This is a genomic window from Candidatus Solincola tengchongensis (assembly GCF_015711935.1).
Taxonomy (GTDB): domain Bacteria; phylum Actinomycetota; class Geothermincolia; order Geothermincolales; family RBG-13-55-18; genus Solincola_A; species Solincola_A tengchongensis.
In genome coordinates this window covers 1-19,430 of the sequence record NZ_JACVJJ010000074.1, presented here as the reverse complement: position 1 = coordinate 19,430, position 19,430 = coordinate 1, and the positions used below count along the sequence as shown (strand labels likewise).

The 19,430-nt window shown below is 63.0% G+C and carries 14 protein-coding genes and 1 tRNA gene; 13 read left to right on the top strand and 2 right to left on the bottom strand.

The genetic code is table 11. The features are described from left to right. Window positions 1–294: 294 nt before the first annotated feature. Window positions 295–1,185 carry a dihydrodipicolinate synthase family protein gene (locus tag H7007_RS06370; protein WP_287154010.1) on the bottom strand — a complete coding sequence of 297 codons (891 nt, stop codon included), beginning with the start codon at window positions 1,183–1,185 and terminating at the stop codon, window positions 295–297. A 285-nt stretch (window positions 1,186–1,470) separates the two neighbouring features. Here H7007_RS06370 and H7007_RS06365 point away from each other — a divergent pair, with 285 nt between their 5' ends. From H7007_RS06365 to H7007_RS06335, 7 genes are all read left to right on the top strand, one after another. Then, window positions 1,471–3,096, top strand: coding sequence for an alpha-amylase family glycosyl hydrolase (locus H7007_RS06365; RefSeq protein WP_287154008.1), 1,626 nt, complete (start codon window positions 1,471–1,473; stop codon window positions 3,094–3,096). A gap of 486 nt (window positions 3,097–3,582) precedes the next feature. Then, window positions 3,583–4,485: a cation diffusion facilitator family transporter gene (locus H7007_RS06360; RefSeq protein WP_287154006.1), complete on the top strand. Its 903-nt coding sequence runs from the start codon at window positions 3,583–3,585 to the stop codon at window positions 4,483–4,485. A 309-nt stretch (window positions 4,486–4,794) separates the two neighbouring features. Further along, window positions 4,795–5,634: an SDR family oxidoreductase gene (locus H7007_RS06355; protein ID WP_287154005.1), complete on the top strand. Its 840-nt coding sequence runs from the start codon at window positions 4,795–4,797 to the stop codon at window positions 5,632–5,634. 211 nt (window positions 5,635–5,845) lie between these two features. Continuing rightward, window positions 5,846–6,787, top strand: coding sequence for a 3-hydroxyacyl-CoA dehydrogenase family protein (locus H7007_RS06350; protein ID WP_287154003.1), 942 nt, complete (start codon window positions 5,846–5,848; stop codon window positions 6,785–6,787). 522 nt (window positions 6,788–7,309) lie between these two features. Continuing rightward, entirely contained in the window at window positions 7,310–8,236 is a 927-nt protein-coding gene (locus tag H7007_RS06345) for an alpha/beta hydrolase (RefSeq protein WP_287154001.1), read from the top strand. Between the two features lie 956 nt (window positions 8,237–9,192). Next, complete coding sequence (locus tag H7007_RS06340) at window positions 9,193–10,656, top strand: acyl-CoA dehydrogenase family protein (RefSeq protein WP_287154000.1); 1,464 nt, start codon at window positions 9,193–9,195, stop codon at window positions 10,654–10,656. 27 nt (window positions 10,657–10,683) lie between these two features. Then, entirely contained in the window at window positions 10,684–11,871 is a 1,188-nt protein-coding gene (locus H7007_RS06335; protein ID WP_287153999.1) for an NADH:flavin oxidoreductase, read from the top strand. A gap of 274 nt (window positions 11,872–12,145) precedes the next feature. On the opposite strand, the gene H7007_RS06330 is transcribed toward H7007_RS06335, so the two are convergent. Then, window positions 12,146–12,221, bottom strand: a tRNA-Asn gene (locus H7007_RS06330). Between the two features lie 480 nt (window positions 12,222–12,701). On the opposite strand from H7007_RS06330, the gene H7007_RS06325 reads away from it, so the two are divergent. From H7007_RS06325 to H7007_RS06300, 6 genes are all read left to right on the top strand, one after another. Further along, window positions 12,702–14,099 (top strand): CapA family protein, encoded by a 1,398-nt coding sequence (locus H7007_RS06325; RefSeq protein ID WP_287153997.1) that lies wholly within the window; start codon window positions 12,702–12,704, stop codon window positions 14,097–14,099. A gap of 663 nt (window positions 14,100–14,762) precedes the next feature. Then, the gene (locus H7007_RS06320) at window positions 14,763–15,341 is read left to right on the top strand and encodes an archaemetzincin family Zn-dependent metalloprotease (protein WP_287153995.1); all 579 of its coding nucleotides are present in this window, start codon (window positions 14,763–14,765) and stop codon (window positions 15,339–15,341) included. A gap of 353 nt (window positions 15,342–15,694) precedes the next feature. Continuing rightward, entirely contained in the window at window positions 15,695–16,135 is a 441-nt protein-coding gene (locus H7007_RS06315; RefSeq protein ID WP_287153993.1) for a hypothetical protein, read from the top strand. A 70-nt stretch (window positions 16,136–16,205) separates the two neighbouring features. Then, window positions 16,206–16,751 carry a CDP-alcohol phosphatidyltransferase family protein gene (locus tag H7007_RS06310; RefSeq protein ID WP_287153992.1) on the top strand — a complete coding sequence of 182 codons (546 nt, stop codon included), beginning with the start codon at window positions 16,206–16,208 and terminating at the stop codon, window positions 16,749–16,751. Further along, window positions 16,735–17,535 carry a GAF and ANTAR domain-containing protein gene (locus H7007_RS06305; protein WP_287153991.1) on the top strand — a complete coding sequence of 267 codons (801 nt, stop codon included), beginning with the start codon at window positions 16,735–16,737 and terminating at the stop codon, window positions 17,533–17,535. Before H7007_RS06310 ends, H7007_RS06305 begins: the two co-directional genes overlap by 17 nt. A gap of 144 nt (window positions 17,536–17,679) precedes the next feature. Beyond that, the gene (locus H7007_RS06300) at window positions 17,680–19,251 is read left to right on the top strand and encodes an FMN-binding glutamate synthase family protein (protein WP_287153990.1); all 1,572 of its coding nucleotides are present in this window, start codon (window positions 17,680–17,682) and stop codon (window positions 19,249–19,251) included. Window positions 19,252–19,430: the final 179 nt, after the last annotated feature.

Genomic DNA, 19,430 nt, shown 5'->3' with positions numbered 1-19,430 from the left:
CGGCGAGGCAACCCCTTTCGTGTTCCTGATGGAGAAGAATGGTTTGCGCGGAAGGCCGCACGGATGGGAGTCGGGTCGGCGGCCCCACCGCCGCTTGGCCTCCGCCGCCATGTCTTTCGATGCGCGGGATGTTCAGACACCCCCGTGCAACGGCATGTTCATGACGCGGCCTACCCGCGAAAAGCATCAGTAGAACCGGCCCGGCTCATCGACGGTCGAGCGGGGAGAATGCGGAAACCTTTTGGCTTCCGGCGCCCGGGGAGGGCCGTACCGTGCCTTTCCTTTGCCCGCGCCTCAGACCATCCCCTTGGAGGCCAGGAACTCGCGAACCGCCTCCGCCTGTTCCGGGGTCAGCGGGGGAAGAGGGCTCTTCACCGCGGCGCTCACAGGATGGCCCATGAGGCGCAGGGCTTCCTTCTGCATGGCATGGGGGGTTGGTGAGGAAGCCAGCAGCGGTGCATAGGTATAGACCTCGTTCTGCAGGGCCTCCGCGCGTTCCCCGTCGCCGCCTCTGCATGCCTCATAGAGGTCCAGCACGAGACGGGGGACGAAGTTGGGGAGCGGACATATGGCCCCGCAGGCTCCCGCCTCCATGGTGGCCTTGAGGTTGAAGGACATACCGGTGAAGACGCTGAAGCCTTCGCCCGCCGCCTCCACGAGCTGGCGGACTTCCTCCACGTCGAAGATGGTCTCCTTTGCCCCCACCACGGACGGCACCTCGGCGGCGATGCGGGCGATGGCCTGGGGTGAGAGCGCCAGTCCGGTGTGAGTTGGAAAATTATAGTAAAGGATGGGCAGGCTCGTCCCCTCCGCCAGCCGGCGGTAGAAACCAAGCACCGCCTCCTCGTCGAGGGGGTAGAAACGGTGCAAGGCCACCAGGAGCCCGTCGGCCCCCGCGTCCTCGGCGTAGGTGGCCATGTCCAACGCCGAGTCCAGGCCCCTTTCGTTGATCCCCACGATGACCGGTACACGGCCTGCGCAGGCCTCGACCACGGAGTCCACGGCGTTCTTCCTGCGTCGGTGGTCGATGTAGGGGCACTCCCCGTTGCTGCCCAGGACCACCAGCCCGTGCACCCCGGATTGGATGAGGTAATCGGTCATGTGGCGCATGGCTCGTGCGTCTATCTCGCCCGCCTCGTCGTAAGCGGTGAGCATCACGGCGAAGATACCCTCGAATCTCCTCATGGCGCACCTCCTTGCCGGGCCGTTGTCTCCGTTACGGACCTATTATAAGTACATGGCGAAGGGTTACCCTCTTCCAAGCACCTACATCCTCTGCGAGCTGAGGTACCAGATCTTGGACTCCGATCCCGCCGCGTCCCTACACGCACCCCCTCCAAGCGGAATGTTATCATGTCAAGTGACGTTCAGAGTGGAAAACGACGGAAGAGAGCGGTGAGGACAACCCTCCCCTCGCATGTGGCGCTCTTTCCGCTTCAAGCCGGGAACCGGAAAAAGCAGGGAGGAGGAATGGAAGACATTCCCTGGTGGAAGCGCGGGGTGATCTACCAGGTTGCGGTCCCCAGCTATATGGACAGCGACGGCGACGGGTACGGTGACCTCCGGGGGCTCCTGAAGAGTCTGGATCACCTCAACGACGGGACTCCCCGTTCCCTGGGAGTGGACGCCGTGTGGCTGACCCCCGTCTTTGATTCTCCCTGGGTGGACTTCGGTTATGACGTCCGGGACTACTACGCCGTCCACCCGCGCCTCGGGGACCTGAAGTCGTTCGACGAGTTGGTGCGGGAATGCCACCGCAGGGGGGTGAGGGTGATACTGGACATGGTGCTCAACCACACCTCGGAGGAACACCCGTGGTTCCTGGAATCCCGCTCTTCCATGGACAACCCGAAGCGGCAGTGGTACATATGGAAGGGCGGCAGGGCTCCGGGAAGACCGCCCAACCGCTGGAGGGCGGTGGTGGAGGGGAGTGCCTGGAAGTGGGACGGGAGGACCGGGCAGTATTACTACCATGCCTTCCTTCCCCAGCAGCCGGATCTCAACTGGCGTAACCCGGAGGTCCAAGAGGAGATGTTCCGGGTATGCCGCTACTGGCTGGACCGCGGGGCGGACGGCTTCCGCCTGGACCTCATCAATTACCTCTTCGAGGACGAGCTACTCCGCGACAACCCGCGCAAGCCCGGCATCCGGCCATATGACTGGCAGGTTCATCTCTATGACCGTTCCCGTCCGGAGTGCCTGGAGGTGGTGCGCGAGCTGAGGCGCCTGCTCGACAGCTATCCGGGTCGGATGATGATGGGTGAGGTGTACACCGACCGCCCGGAGGAGGCCGTGGCCCTACTCGGCGACGGTTCCGACGCCCTTCACCTCTCCTTCTACCTGGATTTCGCCCTCCGGCGCTGGAAGGCTTCCGGCTTTCGCGAGTCGGTGGAATGGCTGGAGTCCCGCATTCCGCCCGGGGCCTGGCCCTGTTACTACCTCTCCAATCACGACCTGGTGCGCCACTACACCCGCCTGGGCAGGAGGGACGCCGAGGCCAGGGCTAGGGTGGCAGCGGCCATGCTCCTCACCCTGCGCGGTACCCCTATCCTCTACTACGGCGAGGAGATCGGGATGCCCCAGGTACGCATCCCTCGCCGCCTCATCCGGGATCCCATCGGTAGGAGATTCTGGCCCCTGCCCGTGGGGAGGGACGGGGCACGCACCCCCATGCAGTGGAGCGCGGGGAGAAACGCGGGTTTCACGGAGGGGGAACCGTGGCTCCCCGTCCACCCCTCCTTTCGCTGGAAGAACGTGGAAGCCCAGGATGGCGATCCGCGTTCCCTCCTCAACTGGTACCGCAGGCTGCTGTGGCTCCGACGCCGGCATCCCGCACTTCACCTGGGAGACTACCGGGGGCTGAGAGCAGCGGAGCAGGTCTTCTCCTATCTCAGGGAATCCGGAGAGGAGAGGGTGGCCGTTTTCCTCAACTTCTCTTCCCGGCCCGTCGAGTTCCCGCTTCCCCTTGAGCTTCGCTCCGATGGCTCCAAGTGGAGTGTCCTCGCCTCCACGCACCGACACGAGGGAGAAGGGCTCGGCAGCGCGGCGCGGGTGAGCCTCGCGCCCTACGAGGCCCTCCTGCTGCTCGGGGAGTAGCGCCGTTGCTTGGATTGCGGGCGAGGGTGTCGACCTGACGGCAGGACCGCGGGTTTTTCGGGGAAAAGGACTGGTTCATGAGGACGTGAGGTCGTAAGGGGGCGAAGCGGTCGCCTTAGGGCGGCGGATGCGCGGGCCAAACCCTGGAAAGCCCTTTACCGCTCATCGGTGGCCGTTTGTTTGGCGTTAAATTCATGTCTTTCGGCTTATAATATTCTCGTCCTGTTCCGGATGCGGCGGGGCGTGAGAGCGGGAAGGAGCCTTCCGCAGGGTCGCACTTCAGAGTGAGACAAGCGTTTGCGTCGTCGGACGGGGCCTCCGGGGATGGAAGAGGTGACGAATCCCTGGAGGCGTTGCGGGCCCACACATTGCGGGCTGTGGCCTCATCCCCGCTTCGTTTCCTGCGCCTTGAGCGGGAGGGGTAGGCACGGCTGTGTGCTTTTCGTGTCCGGTCCGCGGTGAAATCGTTTCGAGGGAGAAAGTGCCTTGGCGCATGATCACGCCGGATGGCGATCGGCTTTCCCAGCCGGGAAGAGGCTGGCCGTCGGCCTGGCCGTGAACACCGCCTTCCTTTTCGCCGAGGTGGCCTTCGGGATACTAGCGGGGAGCCTGGCCCTCCTGGGAGATGCCGCCCACAACTTCTCGGATTCCTTCGCCCTGGTGCTCTCACTGGTGGCGGTGCGCATGGCCACGCGTCCCCCCACCATGAGGAGGACCTACGGATACCACCGCCTGGGAATCCTCGCCGCTTTCATCAATTCCCTGGGCATCATACTGGTCTGTTTCTACCTCTTCTACGAGTCGCTGCGGCGGCTGGCAGACCCCTCAGGGGTGGAGGGCGGGGTGGTTATCCTGGTGGCCGGACTGGGTTTCCTGGTCAACGGGAGCGTTGCCGTGCTCCTGAGGAGGGGAAGGGGTGATCTCAACGTCCGGAGCGCCTTTCTCCACCTGCTCACCGATGCCCTGGTCTCCCTCGGGGTGGTGGTCTCTGGTGCCGTCATCCTGCTCACCGGGTGGACATATGCAGATCCCCTGGCCACCATGGTCATCGGCCTGCTCATCCTCCTCAGCGCCTTCCGGATCTTGCGTGAGTCCTCCCACATCCTCATGGAATCGGTTCCTGCGGGCATCGATTACCTGGAGATAATGAGCGACATAAAGGGGCTCCCCGGCGTACTTGACGTGCACGACCTGCACATCTGGGAGATAGGCTCCCGGCAGTACTCGCTCTCCGCCCATGTGGTGGTCGCGGATGTGCCGGTGAGTATTGCCCAGGCCACGATCTCCCGTATAAAGGAGATGCTTCTGGACCGTCACCGCGTGGTTCACGCCACCCTGGAGCTGGAAAGCGAGCCCTGCGCGCCGGGGGAGGTCTGTCATTTCGAATGAGACGCGAACCTCTCTCGGTTGCCGAGCCTTGACGACGCTGCACGAGGCGGGGATTCGGGGGGTGGCCACCCTACCCTCTCGTGGCGGGAGGGAACCGCACGATGGTGGATGGCAGAGGCTTTGGGATGAGGAATGAGAGGTTCAGGCAGTGGATTTTATCCCCTTTGGGGATGACGGATTCGGATGGAGGGGGGTTGGGGAATCGGAGGTGGAGGGCAGGGTTAGTGATTCTGCCGCACAGCGTAGGGGATGAAGCGTAAATCCGTCCGGGATCCATGATGGCCGAGGGTGTTTCCGGGGGTGAATGCAATGGCAGGAAGGATAAGGGTGGCAAGCTTTGACGGCAAAATGGTTTACATCACCGGCGGTTCCAGCGGAATAGGGCTGGCCACCGCTCGCCTGTTGGTCAGGGAGGGAGCCGATGTGGTCATCTTCGCCAGGGGCAGGGAGCGGCTGGAAGCGGCCCTCGCGGAGATGGAGAAGGAGAGGCGGCGGGAGGGTCAACGCCTGGCCTGGAAGCAACTGGATGTGACCGACCATCAGCAGGTCGTGCGGGTGATGGAGGAAGCGGTGAGGGAGTTCGGGGCCCCGGACATCCTCATCAACTGTGCGGGACGGGCCTACCCGAACTATTTCGAGAACATCACCTACGAACAGTTCGACGAGACCATGAAGGTGCACGCCTACGGCGCCTGGAACACCGTCTCCACGCTCTACCCGCGCATGAAGGTCAGGGGAGGCTACATAGTCAACACCTCCTCCGTCCTGGGCTTCATGGGCATCTTCGGGTACACGGACTACGCCGCCTCCAAGTTCGCCGTCGTCGGCTTCAGTGAGGCCCTGAGAGGCGAGGCGCGAAGGCACGGCATCGGGGTCTCGGTGCTCTGCCCGCCGGACACGGACACCCCCGGTTTCGCTGTGGAAAACCTTACCAAACCGCCCGAGACCAGGGCCATAAGCGAAGGAGGCGGCCTCCTGCGCCCTGAAGAGGTAGCCGAGGCCCTGCTGCGGGGGATGCGCAGGGGAAGTTTCATCATCGGCCCAGGCTCGGCCGGGATGCTCTACAGGGTTAAACGCTTTTTCCCCTGGCTCGTGGACCTCTTCTCGGAACGGGCCATAAGGAAGGCGGCCAGGGGGAAGTCGGGTTAGGGTTCTTCCCCGGCTCCAAGGAATAGCGGGGAGAGCTCTCCTTCAAATTTCGGTCTTCAGCCTGGGCGGCGCTGGATGCGATTAATCATGACCGATGGATGGGTAATTATGGAAGAAACATGTCGCGGAAAGCCGGACCCGGGAAAGCCGCCGGGCTTCGGGGAAACGGATTTACGCCCCGATTCAGCCGCCTTATCGAGGAGGTGATCCGATGCTGCCGGAAGACATCACAAAGGTCGCAGTGGTTGGAGCGGGGGTCATGGGACACTCCATTGCCCTCGTCCTTGCCTGCCGGGGTAAAGAGGTTGCCCTGGTGGACGTGGACCGGGAGAGGCTGGACCATGCGTTGACCCTCATGGAGAGCGCTTTCCGGGTCCTGGCCGAGGCGGGCAGGGAGGGCCCGGGAGGCTGGGAGTCTGTCCGGGAACGGATCCGGACCTTCACCGTTCTGGAGGAAGCGGCGGAGGGCAGCGACTTGGTCGTCGAAGCCGTTCCCGAGATTCCCGAGGTCAAAAAGGAGGTCTTCGCCAGGCTGGACCGCTGCTGTCCCCCGCACGCCGTTCTCACCAGCAACACCTCGGGCCTGGGCATCTTCGAGTTCGTTGAGGTGGAACATCCTTCCAGATTACTCATCGCCCACTGGTTCAACCCTCCGCACATCATCCCCCTTGTGGAGGTGGTGCCGGGCCCGGAGACCTCGCCGGAGACGGTATCCCTGGTCAGGGGCTTCCTGGAGAGCCTGGGGAAGGTTCCCGTGGTCCTCAAAGGTTTCACCCGCGCCTTCGTGGTGAACAAGATCCAGAACATGATGGCCCTGGCCGTATTCGAGCTCCTGGGCAGCGGCCTGGTGGACCCGGAGGACATAGACCGGGCCGTCAAGTACAGCATCGGCATCCGCATGCCGGTCATCGGCGTTGTGCAGTCCCTGGATTTCACCGGGCTGGACCTGGTGGCGGACGTCGCCCGGAGCTACGGGATGAGCGTCCCCTTCATCGAGGAGCTGGTGAGAGAGGGACGCTTGGGCGTCAAGACCTCGGGCGGCATATTCGACTACGGGAATCGTGGGGAATCGGAGATCCTCGCCAAAAGGGACCGGCTCTTCCTGGCGCTCATGGACCGCATGCGGGAACTGGGCACCTTCGACCCCGTCTGAAGGCCCGAGACCCCGAACGCCCGGTTTCAGGCCGGAACCCCTGTTTTCGGGGAGGGTAAGACGGCTCACGGGGCGGCAGCACTCGAAGCTTGTCGACGATGCGGTCGCTGGGTCGTACCTTGGAATATAAGATAGACGTGATGTGCATGACGGCGATTCCCGAGGGTTGCAGATAGATCGCCCCAAGGACGCAGGCCCAAACATCAGGTGTTGTTGATGCGCAAGGCGTCATTCCGCTAAAGCCCTCCGGCGAGAGGAGGGAGAGGGGCGTTGAAGAGAAGGAGAGATGAGGTATCCATGCGTGGCGATGGACAGGGGATCGGTGGGCGCCCTGTCCGTGGGGGCCTCAGGGTCATCCGGCAGAGCGCCCCGCCCTTGAGGCATGGAGGGGGAACCGGTTTTCCGACCCCTGCGAACTTGACACAAGGGGCCACAAATCGTTACCAGATGGTAATATCAATGGAGTGATTTCCGAAGGCGGTCAGAAGACGAGACCGGCGGCCAGCAAAGGGGTGAACACGGGTGGAAAGACTTCCCTACAACGTCGCTTTCGCCTATTTCCTCAAGTTCAACTGGGCGCTAGGGGAGAGGGTGGTGCGTACCCTCCTCCTGAACCGTATGGCGCCCCCGGTGGCGGGGGTGGAGAGGGACCTGCCCTACGTGAAAGGCGGGAACCGTCTGCAGGTCCTGGACATCTTCAGGCCCCTTGGCGACCCTCCTTTTCCGGTGCTCGTCTATGTCCACGGCGGCGCCAACCACCTGGGGGACAAGAGGACCTACGACCGTATCTGCCGCGTGTTCGCCTCCCGGGGTTTCCTGGTGTTCAACGCCAATTACCGCATGGCCCCGCGCTGGAGGTACCGCGAGCAGCTCCAGGATGCCGCGGCGGCAGTGGACTGGGCTTTCCGCGAGGCTGAATCGCGCGGCGGGGATCCGGGCCGCGTGTTCCTGGCCGGCGATTCCGCCGGGGCTTACCACGCGGCCATGTACGCCGCCGAGGTCATCCACCCCGAATTGGCCCGAGCCCTGGGCACCGCGCCTGCGGTTCCCCTCCAGAACATCAAAGGACTGCTTCTCTTCTATGGTGTCTACGACCTGGTGACGGTGGGCGACTCAAAGTTCCCCTTCAGCAAGCTGTTCATCACCGGGTTCCTGGGCCGCGACCCGGAGGGATTCCGCAAGGCCGCGGAGCTGGCCTCCCCGGTGCGCTACGTGACACCCGACTTCCCTCCTTGCTTTCTCTCCACCAGCCGCATCGACCCGTTGCACTCCCAGACCATGGATATGGTGAAAGAACTGGAGGAGAAGGGCGTGGAGCACGAGCTGGTAAAGCTTGGCAAGAAGGAATATCCCTACACTCAACATGGTTACCTCAACTTCTGGTTCACGCGGGGGGCCAGGCTGACCATGGATAGGGCCCTGGAGTTCCTATCCCGGCACAGCGAATAAGATGCGGGTCATCCCCATATCCATGATGGAACCGGAAATGCTTGCTCCGTCCATTGACCTTCCTTTTTTCGCCTTCGTCCCAGCCGGCCTTTCGGTCCGCAGCGCACCCTAGGGATGCCCCTCTCTTCCGGGTTCCCGATATCGGGATTGAAAGAGTGTGGAGAACACACGCTCTCAGCGGGCTGGAGAAAGACACGGGTAGGTAGGGGAGGGTGCCGTACATTTCAATAGGCGCATCGGGGTTTGGAAAAGGTCGGGGGTGCCCCTGTCATCCTGACAAGACATGCAACTCGGGCGAAACGAGAGGTGCGACCTTTCAGATGTTCGACCTGAGGGAAATGGTTCTCCATATGGCCGCGAAACGAGGAGCCTGGAGGAGATAGAGGAGAAGACCGCCGGGGCGGTCTTCGAGCCAGCCGGCCATGCTCAAGGCCCTCCTCGAGCGCCTGGACGAGGAGTTAATGAGGAAGAGAGAGAAGGGCCTGCGCCTCCTGGGAAAAGGGGGAGGCATATCGTCGCCCGCTTCGGGACGGTCAAAGTGAAGAGCAGGCACTACCGGGATCCGGAGGGGAAGCAACGCTTCCTTCTGGACGAGGCTCCGGGTTTTACGGATGGGCCTTGACAAAGGGCGTGAGGCAGAAAATATTTAACCTGGGGAGGGAAGGAACCGGATAAAGATCGTAGCTTCTTTCATACCAGGACCCTCAGCCGGAATAAAGCCTATATCTGTCCGGGAGGTCGCTCCTTTGACAAGCACGGTTCTCGGACCAACGAGCCCGTAATGGTCGCCGCTGGGATAACCGCATTTCACGCCCCTTCTTTCGCCGCAGGATCCGTCGCTCCGGTAGCCGCCGTTCTGGCCGGCGATCGAGTAAAACCGTCGTCCGAGTGAGAGTGCGTCCCTCTGAAAATGAGACTGTAAGCCGGGCGACGAGGGGAGTCTTCGGGGAGGGAAGATGAGAAAGGAAGATCTTACCGCCCATGGAAAGCGCCTCCTGCGGGAGACGCCCGTGTTGGAGACCCTGCGCGGGTTGGATCCCAAGGGGGTGAACGAGGTATTGCGCATCGTGGAGACCTGTGCGGAGTTCGCCCGCCTGCACGCGGAGCCCAAAGCCCTGGAGCTGGACGCCCGCATGGAGGAGGATCCGGAGTATTTCGACTGGGACCTTGTGAGGACGGCCGGCAGGTACCGCCTCTTCAGCCTGGTGGTGCCCGCGGTGCTCGGGGGTCTGGCCGGAAAGTATATGCTCACCGCCGCCTCCCTCGGCGTGGAGGAGATATGCTCCGCCTGCGCGGGCATCGGCAACATGATCGCCGCCACGGGACTCGGTGCCTGCCCGTTGCTCACCCCCGGGGGGATGCCCCACTGGGACACGGTCTTGCGGGAGATAGTGGAGGGGGAGAGGAAAGGCGAGCCGGTGCTCATGGCCTACGCCATCACCGAGCCTTCGGCGGGCACCGACGTCGAGGAACCTCACTTCCTGGCCAAGGCGAGGATAGGCATGGAGGCTCGCCGGGTGAAGGGCGGTTACCTGCTGAACGGCCGCAAGTGTTTCATCTCCGGGGGCAAGGAGGCCAAGTACCTCACGGTGTGCGCGGCCACCGACCGCAACCGCCCCCTGGAGACCTGGACCGTCTTTTTGGTAAGCCGGGACATGGAGGGGTTCTCCGTCCCGCGCGTGGAGCGCAAGATGGGCCAGAGAGCCTGCCACGCCGCCGAGCTACTCTTCGAGAACGTGTTCGTGCCCGAGGAGTACGTCATCGGCTACGAGGGGGACGGCATGTCCATGGGAATCCTTTCCATCATGGCCGCCTCGCGGGGGCCGGTGGGGGCCGTGGGCACGGGGATTGCGCGGGGCGTGCTCCGGAATTTCCTCTCCTGGGCGAGGCAGGAGCACGGAGGGAGGAAGCCCATCGAGGAGCAGAGGATACAGATGGAGATAGCCGACATGGCGGCTTCCATCCAGGAATGCCGGGGGCTCGTCCTCGACCACAGCCTGGCGGGGGACAGGGTCTTCGGGACCCTCCTGGTCAATCCCATGATGAAGGCCCTCTTCGCCCTGCCCAGGGAGTTTAGGCTTTCCAGGCCTTACCAGGCATTTCTCCAATCCCGCCCGGGTAGGGCCGCCTCGGCGCGGCTCCTTCGCCTGCTGGTGAGCGAGGAGGACATGACCCGCCTCCTGGCCCTGGCCTCCCTGGCCAAGTTCGCCTCCACGGACATGGCCATGAACGTCGCCTCGCGGGCCCTCCAGCTGATGGGCCCCGGCGACTCGGAGGAGAGGCGCCGGGTGGAGAAGTGCTACCGGGACGTGAAGGTGACGCAGATCTACGAGGGGACAAACCAGCTTAACCGGCTCACGTGGTACATGATCGAGCATGAAGGTTCTCTGAGGGTCGAACTGCCTCGGCCCCGCCTGTGAGGGGATGGAAGAAAGAGGAAAAGGGGGATGGAATTGTCCGTGCTGTTCACGCCAGGGAAGATCGGGGACGTGGAGGTGAAGAACCGCTTCGTGCATGCCGCCACCTACGAGAGCATGGCCGAGGAGGACGGGAGGGTGACGGACATGCTCATCAGGCGCTACTCCCGGCTGGCGGAGGGGGAGGTGGGCCTGATCATCACCGGGATCGCCATCGTCCACCCGCTGGGAAACGTCCCGGGAAGGGCCATCGGGATACACAGCGACGCCATGGTCCCCGGCCTGCGCAGGTTGGCGGATGCGGTTCACGAGCACGGGGCGAAGCTCTTCATCCAGCTCCTGCACGCCGGGGCCCAGACCAACCGGCAGGCCATCGGGAGGACCCCACTCGCACCATCTCTTATCGGGCCCAACCCCATGTACCTCAACTTTGCCCGTCCCATGCGCGAGCAGGAGATTGGGGAGGCCATACGGGCCTTCGGGCAGGCGGCGCGCCGGGCCGCGGAGGCGGGAGCCGACGGCGTGCACATCGCCGCCTCCGGGGGGTACCTCCTCAACGAGTTCCTCTCCCCCTACTTCAACCGCCGCAAGGACGAGTGGGGCGGCTCCGACGAGAACCGTTTTCGCGTCATGCGCGAGGTCATCCGGGAGGTGAGAAGGAATCTCGCCCCGGGGATGGCACTCACGGTGAAGATGACAGCCAACGACTACACACCGCGGGACGGCATGACCACGCCGTTGGCCGCGAGGTACGCGGGGTGGATGGCCGAGCTGGGCATCGATGCCCTGGAGATAGCCTCCGGATGCACCACCTATTCCGGATGGCATATATGGCGGGGCGGCGTCCCCGTGCGCGAGCTGGTCAAGGACCTTCCCGGCTGGCAGAAACCGGTGGCCTGGCTGAAGTTCAGGAGCATGGCGGGGAAGTATGACTTCACCGGCCCCTACAACCTCGAGGACGCGCGGGTCATCAAGGCGGCCATCGGGGAGGTGCCCTTCATCCTGGTGGGCGGACTGCGGCGACTCTCCCAGATGGAGGAGATCGTGGAGAGGGGAGAGGCGGACTTCGTGGCCCTTAGCCGGCCCCTGATACGGGAACCCAACCTGGTGAAGAAGTTCAGGGAGGGCAGGGCGGAGGAATCCTCTTGCACCTCCTGCAACAGGTGCTTCGCGGAGATAGTCCACCGCCGCCCCCTCCGCTGCATGGCCACGAAGTGAAAGATGTGGAGCTGGAATCCGAGGAATTCTCCGGGGTGAAATGCACGTTGGCGGGCCTGGTTCCTCTGATCTTTGTTTTGACCGTTCGGACGATCGGGGTTGATAGGCCGCGGGTCGTGATCGAGAGAGGGAGTTGGTCCCATGAGGTCCGAAACCGGGACGATGAACCTTAATGTCGTCGATGAAAAGGGCAGAGACAGCCAGTATGCTTTTTAAGCCAACCAAAACCTGTTGACGGAAAAAATAACGGGGTCTTATGCCCCCGTTCGTATTCTGGCTCCCCGGGAGGGACTCGAACCCCCAACCTAGTGGTTAACAGCCACCCGCTCTACCGGTTGAGCTACCGGGGAAAGCATCCACGGCGGACGCTCAGGCCCACCCTCACGCTGTTCGCTTCACGGCGCCCGATTCAAGGTGCCGGCGCGCGGTTTCAAATTATATGATACCACGCACCGCGGCACAAGCCGTGCGCCGGCCTGATACACGGCGAACGCGTCGAACGTGCCGAGGCTCTACGCTGAGGGTGCACGCTTTGCCTTCATACTTGGGGCGGCTTATCGGGCGGGAGTGCATGAAGGCCTTCGCCGGTTGGCCGCGAACATTATGTTAGAATCGACGCAACGGATGGGGCGGAGGGCTTAAAGGTCCGGCAAAGGGCGCTGGAGATGTTCACGTCGGCGACGGCCTGCCTTGGGTTGCCGGCGATTCGAGCATAGCTCCTCTTCGGGGCCGGGGGGTGGATGGTGAAATGCTCGAAGTCTCATCGAAGGGGTAAGCGGTATCGCCTCCCCGACGAGAGGACTTTATCGCCCGTTGTGAAGACGCGCCGCATGGTCAGGCAGCAGCGGCGCAAGCGCAGGCGCAGGCTCATCTTTGAATCGCTGCTTCTGGCAATGCTCGTCTTGGCCGTTGTTTCCCTCCTCTTCGTCTTCCAGGTCATCCACAGGGAGAGGGCGGCGGAGTCTCAGCCCCGGCCGCTGCCTCCCCTGGAAGTGGGGGTGGACGGTGAGCTGTCGGAGGAGGCCATCCCGCTTCTCCGTGAATACGGGGACACCCACCCGGAGAATCCCCTCCTGGTGGAGGAGGAAGGGGCACCCGCGCTGGTGACCAGGAACCCGTTGCTCATCCTCAAACCGCACCGGTGGGAACTCCTCCATGTGCCGCCACTGAGGCTCAAGGCGGCCGGAAGAGAGATAACCCTCCGTCCCGAGAGAAGCGTGTGGCTGTGCAGCGAGTGCGCCGACCCCAGACTGGACGCGCTGGCCTCATGGCTCGCGGAGAGGTTGGCTCGCCTTTACCCGGAGATAAGCTTTAACGCGGTCGGGGACATCATCCCCGGCCGGAAGGTGGCCATGAAGATGGCCTCACACGGCTTCCTCTACCCCTTTGCGGCCGTTGCGCCCTATATCAGGGACGCGGACCTGGTCTATGCGGACCTGGAATGCCCTCTCTCCGACCGCTATAAACCGCCCTACACGGGCACGGATTTCATCGCTCCCAGTGGAACCGTGGAGGGCCTGAAGGCCTGCGGGATAGACGTGGTCTCCCTGGCCAACAACCACAGCACCAACTTCGGGACCGCGGCCTTCACCGACACCCTGGACCTCTTGCGCAAGAACGGCATCGCTTACGTGGGTGGAGGGCGCAACGCCGAGGAGGCTTACAGAGCCCTGAGCCTCGATGTCAAGGGCACCAGGATCACCTTCCTCAGTTACAACGCCATCGCCGGGAGCATCAACGCCACCTCCCAGAGGCCGGGGGCGGCCTGGTTCGACATGTGGCCCTATGCCGCCGACGACCCGGAGGACCTGGCGGCGATGCAGGAGGCGGTGCGCAAGGCCAAGCGGGAGGGCGGCTTCGTGGTCGTCGGGTTTCACTGGAGTGAGGAGTACAAGAGGCTGCCCAACCCCTCAATGAGGAGGGTGGCCCACGCCGCCTGTGATGCGGGGGCGGATATGGTCATCGGCACTCATCCCCACTGCATCCAGTCCCTGGAGTGGTACAAGGGGAGCTTCATAGCCTACAGCCTCGGCAACTTCGTCTTCGACCAGATGTTCGCCGATCACACCCGTCAGGGCATAATCCTGCGCTGCCGTCTTGTGGGGAGCGAGCTGACGGAGGTCGAGCTCCTCCCTTACCTGATACAGGATTACTGTCGCCCCGTGGTCCTGGACCCGGGAAGCGCCAGGAGCATCATCGACTCTTTGTTGTCCATCTCCAATCTCTAAGATTTTGTTCGCACACCCAAGTTATCCGGGAGGCCTTATCCCGAGGGGCTTGAAAACCGCCGACTGGATGGCGATCTAGTCCGTATCAACGGCCCGGGGAAACTCTGGCCGATCGCTTTAGGTTGGATGGCTTGCTGCATTTCTGGGCAATCTTCCGGGTGGTTGAAGTCATGCGGACCTGTCTCGAAGTTGTCCTCTGACGGAGCGGGGAAGGAGCCTCGTGTCTTCGATGACGCGGTCGTGCCGCGTGTCTCCAAGCTCGTCTGCCCGAGACTGCAGGGTTTTCCTCCCCGGAGCTTAACGATTATAGTCGGCGTTACCCGTCTTTAATGGGGGGTCCTTCCGGCGCCCGCGGCATTCGTCGAGCCGGTTATTGCTGCCTTGCCCCCGAGGAGGGGTTTCCGCAAGGTCCTGAAGACGCTAGGGACTTGTCGATGGCGTCCTCTCACGTCCAACGCACCAACGCTCCCGATAAAAGATGTGCTAGGCGGCGACCAAGGCCGTGCGGGCTGCCGCCTTCGTGGCGATCACAACCCGTCGACGCCGTATCCGGTCCCTGGAGTGATACGAGTGGAGCCTCATATTCAGGCTCCAACGGTAATATATTTTTGGTATTCTTGAAATTTCTGCCGCGGGGTTATTTGAAAGGGGGCCGATGAAGGGATGGTGAGAGGAGAAAATCACTCCCCCGGAGAAGGCAATGCCGTGGCCATAGGGCTCATCCCCTTCGACTGTTCCGTGGAAGAGGAGCTCTCCTTCCTCCCGGAAGCGCTTCATGAGGCCTTTGGCCTCCGGGCCTCCTGGTGCCCCGCTATCCCCCTTCCCCGCGGAGCTTACCGGAAGGGAAGGGGGCAGTATCTGGCGGCATCGCTCCTCCAGGCCTTGGCCCGCACACCCCCCGGAAAATACCTGCGTCTTCTGGGTATCGCAGACGTTGACCTCTACGCGCCCGGGCTGAACTTCGTCTTCGGGCAGGCCGTCGTGGGGGGACGGGAGTGCGTCATCTCCCTCTGGCGCCTTCGCCCCTACTTTTACGGCCTCTCGCCGGAGTGGTCCGTGTTCCGGGACCGGGTGGTGAAGGAGGCGGTGCACGAACTGGGGCACACCTTCGGTCTGGGCCACTGTCGGGATCCCGGCTGCGTGATGCGCTTCTCCAACTCCATCGCGGACACGGATCGCAAGGGCCGGGATTTCTGCCCCCACTGCCGGGGGTCGCTGGAGCGGGTTATCGGGCGGCCGTGACCGCCGGGCCGGAAGGGAAGTCCGATACGCCGCTCCGCAAAAGGATCTCGTTGTCCTCGCATTCACGCGCCCTTGCCGTCCCCTTCGCAGTCTTTGCCTAACGGCGTATGGCGCCGGCGCAAACCGGCCTTCGTACCTGCGAAAGACCTCGGTAAAACCGGAAAAAAAGAAAACGTACTTTGTCTAAAGTTTTGTATATATCCGTCCGAGATATGCCTTGAAAACCGGGTCATCCGATGGACTGAGCCTTACGCGCTCATTCTGGAGAGTGAACCGACCTGGCTTGGAAAGCGAAGATCAGGCACTCGCTCTTTCGCGGGAGCGGTTGAATATCCGAAAGGGAGGAATGGACGATGGAGGCCCACGAACTGTTCGGTGGAGAGGAAAGGGACGGCCGTGTCCCGAGGACCAGCTTCTTCACCCGCAAGCTGGCCACTAAATTCCAGAAAATGGGAATAGATATTCCGGCCTCGGTCATGGCTTTCCTGGACACGCCGCTGTGCGCCTTTGACGAGGAGCAGGCCCGTTACTTCGAGGAGAAGTTCCGCCCCCTGATCCCCCGCCTCATCTCCATCCTGGAGGAGGTCTACGACGAGCTCGGCGCGGACCGCGAGGGCTGGGAGGACATGTTGACCTACAACGTCCGGCAGGAGACCCCCATCGGCATCTGCGCCCGTGCTGTGTTGGTGAAGAAGGAACGCTCCGCCGAGGACATCCTCACCCGGGCCCTGCGCGATGAGCAGAGGACCAGGAGGCTGGAGAGGCCACCCTGTTTCAGCCGGCCGGGCGTCTGAGGTCTGGCGGGACGGCCGCCCCGGGGTACGGAATTAGCCGGGGCGGCCCTTTTATTGTAGAATCTTCCTCATGAAAGTCGACGGCATCCGCGGGTGGGCGGTAGAGAACGCCAAGTCCATCGCCGACATGCTTACCGGCGTGCGCTTCTTCTTGGCCCTGCTCATCTTCCTCTGCGCCGTCTTCGGCGAGGCTTCCCTGCTTCCGCTGGTGGTCTGTCTCACCCTGCTGGGCTGGACAACGGACGTCATCGACGGGAAGATAGCCCGCCTCGACCCTCTCGGCCGCCGCACCTGGGTGGGGGATCTGGATTTCGCCGTGGACATGTTCATGGTCTATTCCGGCCTGCTCTACTTCATAACCGCGAGGTTCGTGCCCTTCTGGCCGTTTTTCCTTTACATGCTCTATGCCGGGGCGACGGCTTTCATCTGGACCAAGAAATCGGTGATCATGGCCCAGGCCGCCCCTATCGCCGCCATGCCCATCATCTTCTCCTTCCTGCATGCCCCGCTATGGGGGTGGATCTTCCTGGGGTGGATAGCGCTGGCCCTGGCCTTGAACTGGAAGCGCTTCATGCAGGAGATAGAGGAGTTCATCCAGGATGTCGAGGAAGGATGAGAGGCCGGCGGGAAGGGGGGGCGCGGAGGGGTTTGTCCCTTCCGTGGCACCGGATGAGAGGGAAGAGGCGTCCGGGCCGGACCCTTCGGCCGACGGCCAGCTCCGCAGGCAGATAGAGGCCTTGGAGGAGGTCAGCCGGGCCATAGTGTCCGACCTCTATTTGGAGGATATCCTCAAACTCATCGTCATGGTCACAGCCGAGGTGATGAACTCCAACATCTGCTCCCTTCTTCTGCTCAACGAGAAGGAAGGCACCCTAGAGATACGGGCCACCCAGTCGGTGAGCGAGGAGTACCTGAACAAGCCCCCCATAAGGCTGGGCGAGGGCATAGCGGGGATGGTGGCCGCGGAGAACAGGCCCATACAGGTGAGGGACGTGAAGGCCGACCCGCGCTACGCGAACAAGAGGGTGGCCGAGAAAGAGGGCCTGTGCTCCCTCCTCTCCGTGCCCATGTGCGTAAAGGGGCGGGTCATAGGGGTGCTCAACTGCTACACCTCCGAGCCGAGGGATTTCACCCCCGAGGACGTCAAACTGCTCACCGCGGTGGCCAACCAGGCGGCGGTGGCCATCGAGAACACCGAGCTCCTGGTTAGGACGCGCATAATCCAGGAGGAGCTGGAGACGCGCAAACTGGTGGAGCGGGCCAAGGACATCCTCATGCGCAACCTGGGCATCGGCGGCGAGGAGGCTTACCGCCGCATGCGGCGCAAGTCTATGAACACCCGCAAGTCCATGCGGGAGATCGCCGAAGCCATCATCCTCGCCGACGTGGGCGAGGAATAGCTTGACATCATCATGCCGCGCGCATATATTTTCTCTGGATTTGAGGCACGAGGCGGTGCCTTTCAGGACATCGACGTCCGGACAGGAGGTCCGGGCGTTTTTCTATATGGAAAAATAAGGAAGATGTGAAGGAGGTATGCGCGGATGAGTTACAGTAAACCCAACTCGAGCGAGGCGACCCTCACCCGGTTACGCACGGGAAAGGACTACTGCCCCTTCAGCGGGATGTGCGTGACCTGCGTGGACGGCTGCACCGGCCTGTGCGAGATCGGGAGGTCCGCTTATCGGTCCACGGAGGTCCTCTATCCCCAGCCCTTCGGGGGCAGCACCTCCGCTTCCCAGAAGGACTACCCCGTTGACTTCTCCCACCTGAACATCATGGGCACCGCCGTGGGCGCGGTGGGCATCGAGCCCGATCCCGACGTGGCCACCTTCCCCAACGTCAACCTGGAGACGGCGGTGGGAGCGGATAAAGGGATCAAGCTCCGCCTGCCCTTCGTCATCCCCGGCCTGGGCTCCACCGACGTGGCCAAGAACAACTGGGATGGGCTGGCCATAGGCTCGGCCATCTCCGGCGTCATCCTCACCATCGGCGAGAACGTCTGCGGCATGGACGAGAAATCGGTCATAGAGGACGGCCGGGTGGTGGACTCCCCGGACATGGCACGCAGGGTGAAGCTCTTCCAAGAATGGTATGACGGCTACGGGGCAATCGTGGTGCAGGCCAACGTGGAGGACACCCGTCTGGGAGTCCTGGAGTACGTCATCGATAAGCTGGGCGTCCAGGTCGTGGAGCTCAAGTGGGGCCAGGGGGCCAAGGACATCGGCGGCGAGGTGAAGATCCGCAGCCTGGAGAAGGCCCAGATGCTCAAGAAGAGAGGTTATATAGTCCTCCCCGATCCGGAGGCGCCCAGCTCGGTGGAGAACTTCTACAAGACCTTCAACGAGTTCGAGCGCCATTCCCGCATCGGTTTCGTGGACGAGGAGAGCTTCGTCAAGCGGGTGCAGGAGCTGCGCGACGCCGGGGCCAAGTACGTCTTCCTCAAGACCGGCGCATACCGGCCGGCGGACCTGGCCCGGGCGGTCAAGTACTCGTCCCTGGCCAAGATAGACATGCTCACCGTGGACGGTGCCGGCGGAGGGACGGGCATGAGCCCCTGGCGGATGATGAACGAGTGGGGCGTACCCACCATCCACCTGGCGGCCATGACCTACGAGTACGCCAAACGGCTGGCGGATAAGGGGGAGTACGTCCCGGACATCGCTATAGCCGGCGGGTTCACCCTCGAGGACCACATCGTCAAGGCCCTGGCCATGGGGGCTCCCTACTTCAAGCTGGTGGGCATGGCCCGCTCTCCGATAGCGGCGGCCATGGTGGGCAAGACCATCGGGAAGCTCATCGAGGAGGAGAACCTCCCCAAGAACATCGCCGCCTACGGGAACAGCGTGGAGGAGATCTTCGTCGCCGCCCCCGAGCTCAAGGAGCGCTTCGGGGACCGTTTCAAGGACATCCCCACCTCGGCCATCGGTGTGTATTCCTACTACAAGCGGCTGGCCCAGGGGATAAGGCAGCTCATGTGCGGGGCGCGCAAGTTCGCCCTGGAGCATCTCAGCCGGGACGACCTGGCCTCCCTCACCAAGGAGTGCGCGGAGATAACCGGCATTCCCTACGTCATGGACCTGGACCGGGACGAGGTGGAGAAGATCCTGGGCTGATTCACTCATTTTGTAAAGAGGGCCGGTTTCCCGGCCCTCTTTATTTCTTGACTAGAGCGCTGACTCAAGGACGCGGCGGTCTCGCCTACATTCGCCTCCGTTCAGATGCGGCTTTTCTGGCGGTTCGTTCGTGGGGTTTACGACTCTCTCGGCGGCAGCCGGGAAAGCACCCCGGTGGC

Coding starts and splice junctions, on each gene's coding strand:
- H7007_RS06335 (WP_287153999.1), top strand. CDS start 10,684: ATGGAATTGTCCGTGCTGTTCACGCCAGGGAAGATCGGGGACGTGGAG.
- H7007_RS06340 (WP_287154000.1), top strand. CDS start 9,193: ATGAGAAAGGAAGATCTTACCGCCCATGGAAAGCGCCTCCTGCGGGAG.
- H7007_RS06310 (WP_287153992.1), top strand. CDS start 16,206: ATGAAAGTCGACGGCATCCGCGGGTGGGCGGTAGAGAACGCCAAGTCC.
- H7007_RS06305 (WP_287153991.1), top strand. CDS start 16,735: ATGTCGAGGAAGGATGAGAGGCCGGCGGGAAGGGGGGGCGCGGAGGGG.
- H7007_RS06350 (WP_287154003.1), top strand. CDS start 5,846: ATGCTGCCGGAAGACATCACAAAGGTCGCAGTGGTTGGAGCGGGGGTC.
- H7007_RS06370 (WP_287154010.1), bottom strand. CDS start 1,185: ATGAGGAGATTCGAGGGTATCTTCGCCGTGATGCTCACCGCTTACGAC.
- H7007_RS06300 (WP_287153990.1), top strand. CDS start 17,680: ATGAGTTACAGTAAACCCAACTCGAGCGAGGCGACCCTCACCCGGTTA.
- H7007_RS06320 (WP_287153995.1), top strand. CDS start 14,763: ATGGTGAGAGGAGAAAATCACTCCCCCGGAGAAGGCAATGCCGTGGCC.
- H7007_RS06315 (WP_287153993.1), top strand. CDS start 15,695: ATGGAGGCCCACGAACTGTTCGGTGGAGAGGAAAGGGACGGCCGTGTC.
- H7007_RS06365 (WP_287154008.1), top strand. CDS start 1,471: ATGGAAGACATTCCCTGGTGGAAGCGCGGGGTGATCTACCAGGTTGCG.
- H7007_RS06355 (WP_287154005.1), top strand. CDS start 4,795: ATGGCAGGAAGGATAAGGGTGGCAAGCTTTGACGGCAAAATGGTTTAC.
- H7007_RS06325 (WP_287153997.1), top strand. CDS start 12,702: ATGGTCAGGCAGCAGCGGCGCAAGCGCAGGCGCAGGCTCATCTTTGAA.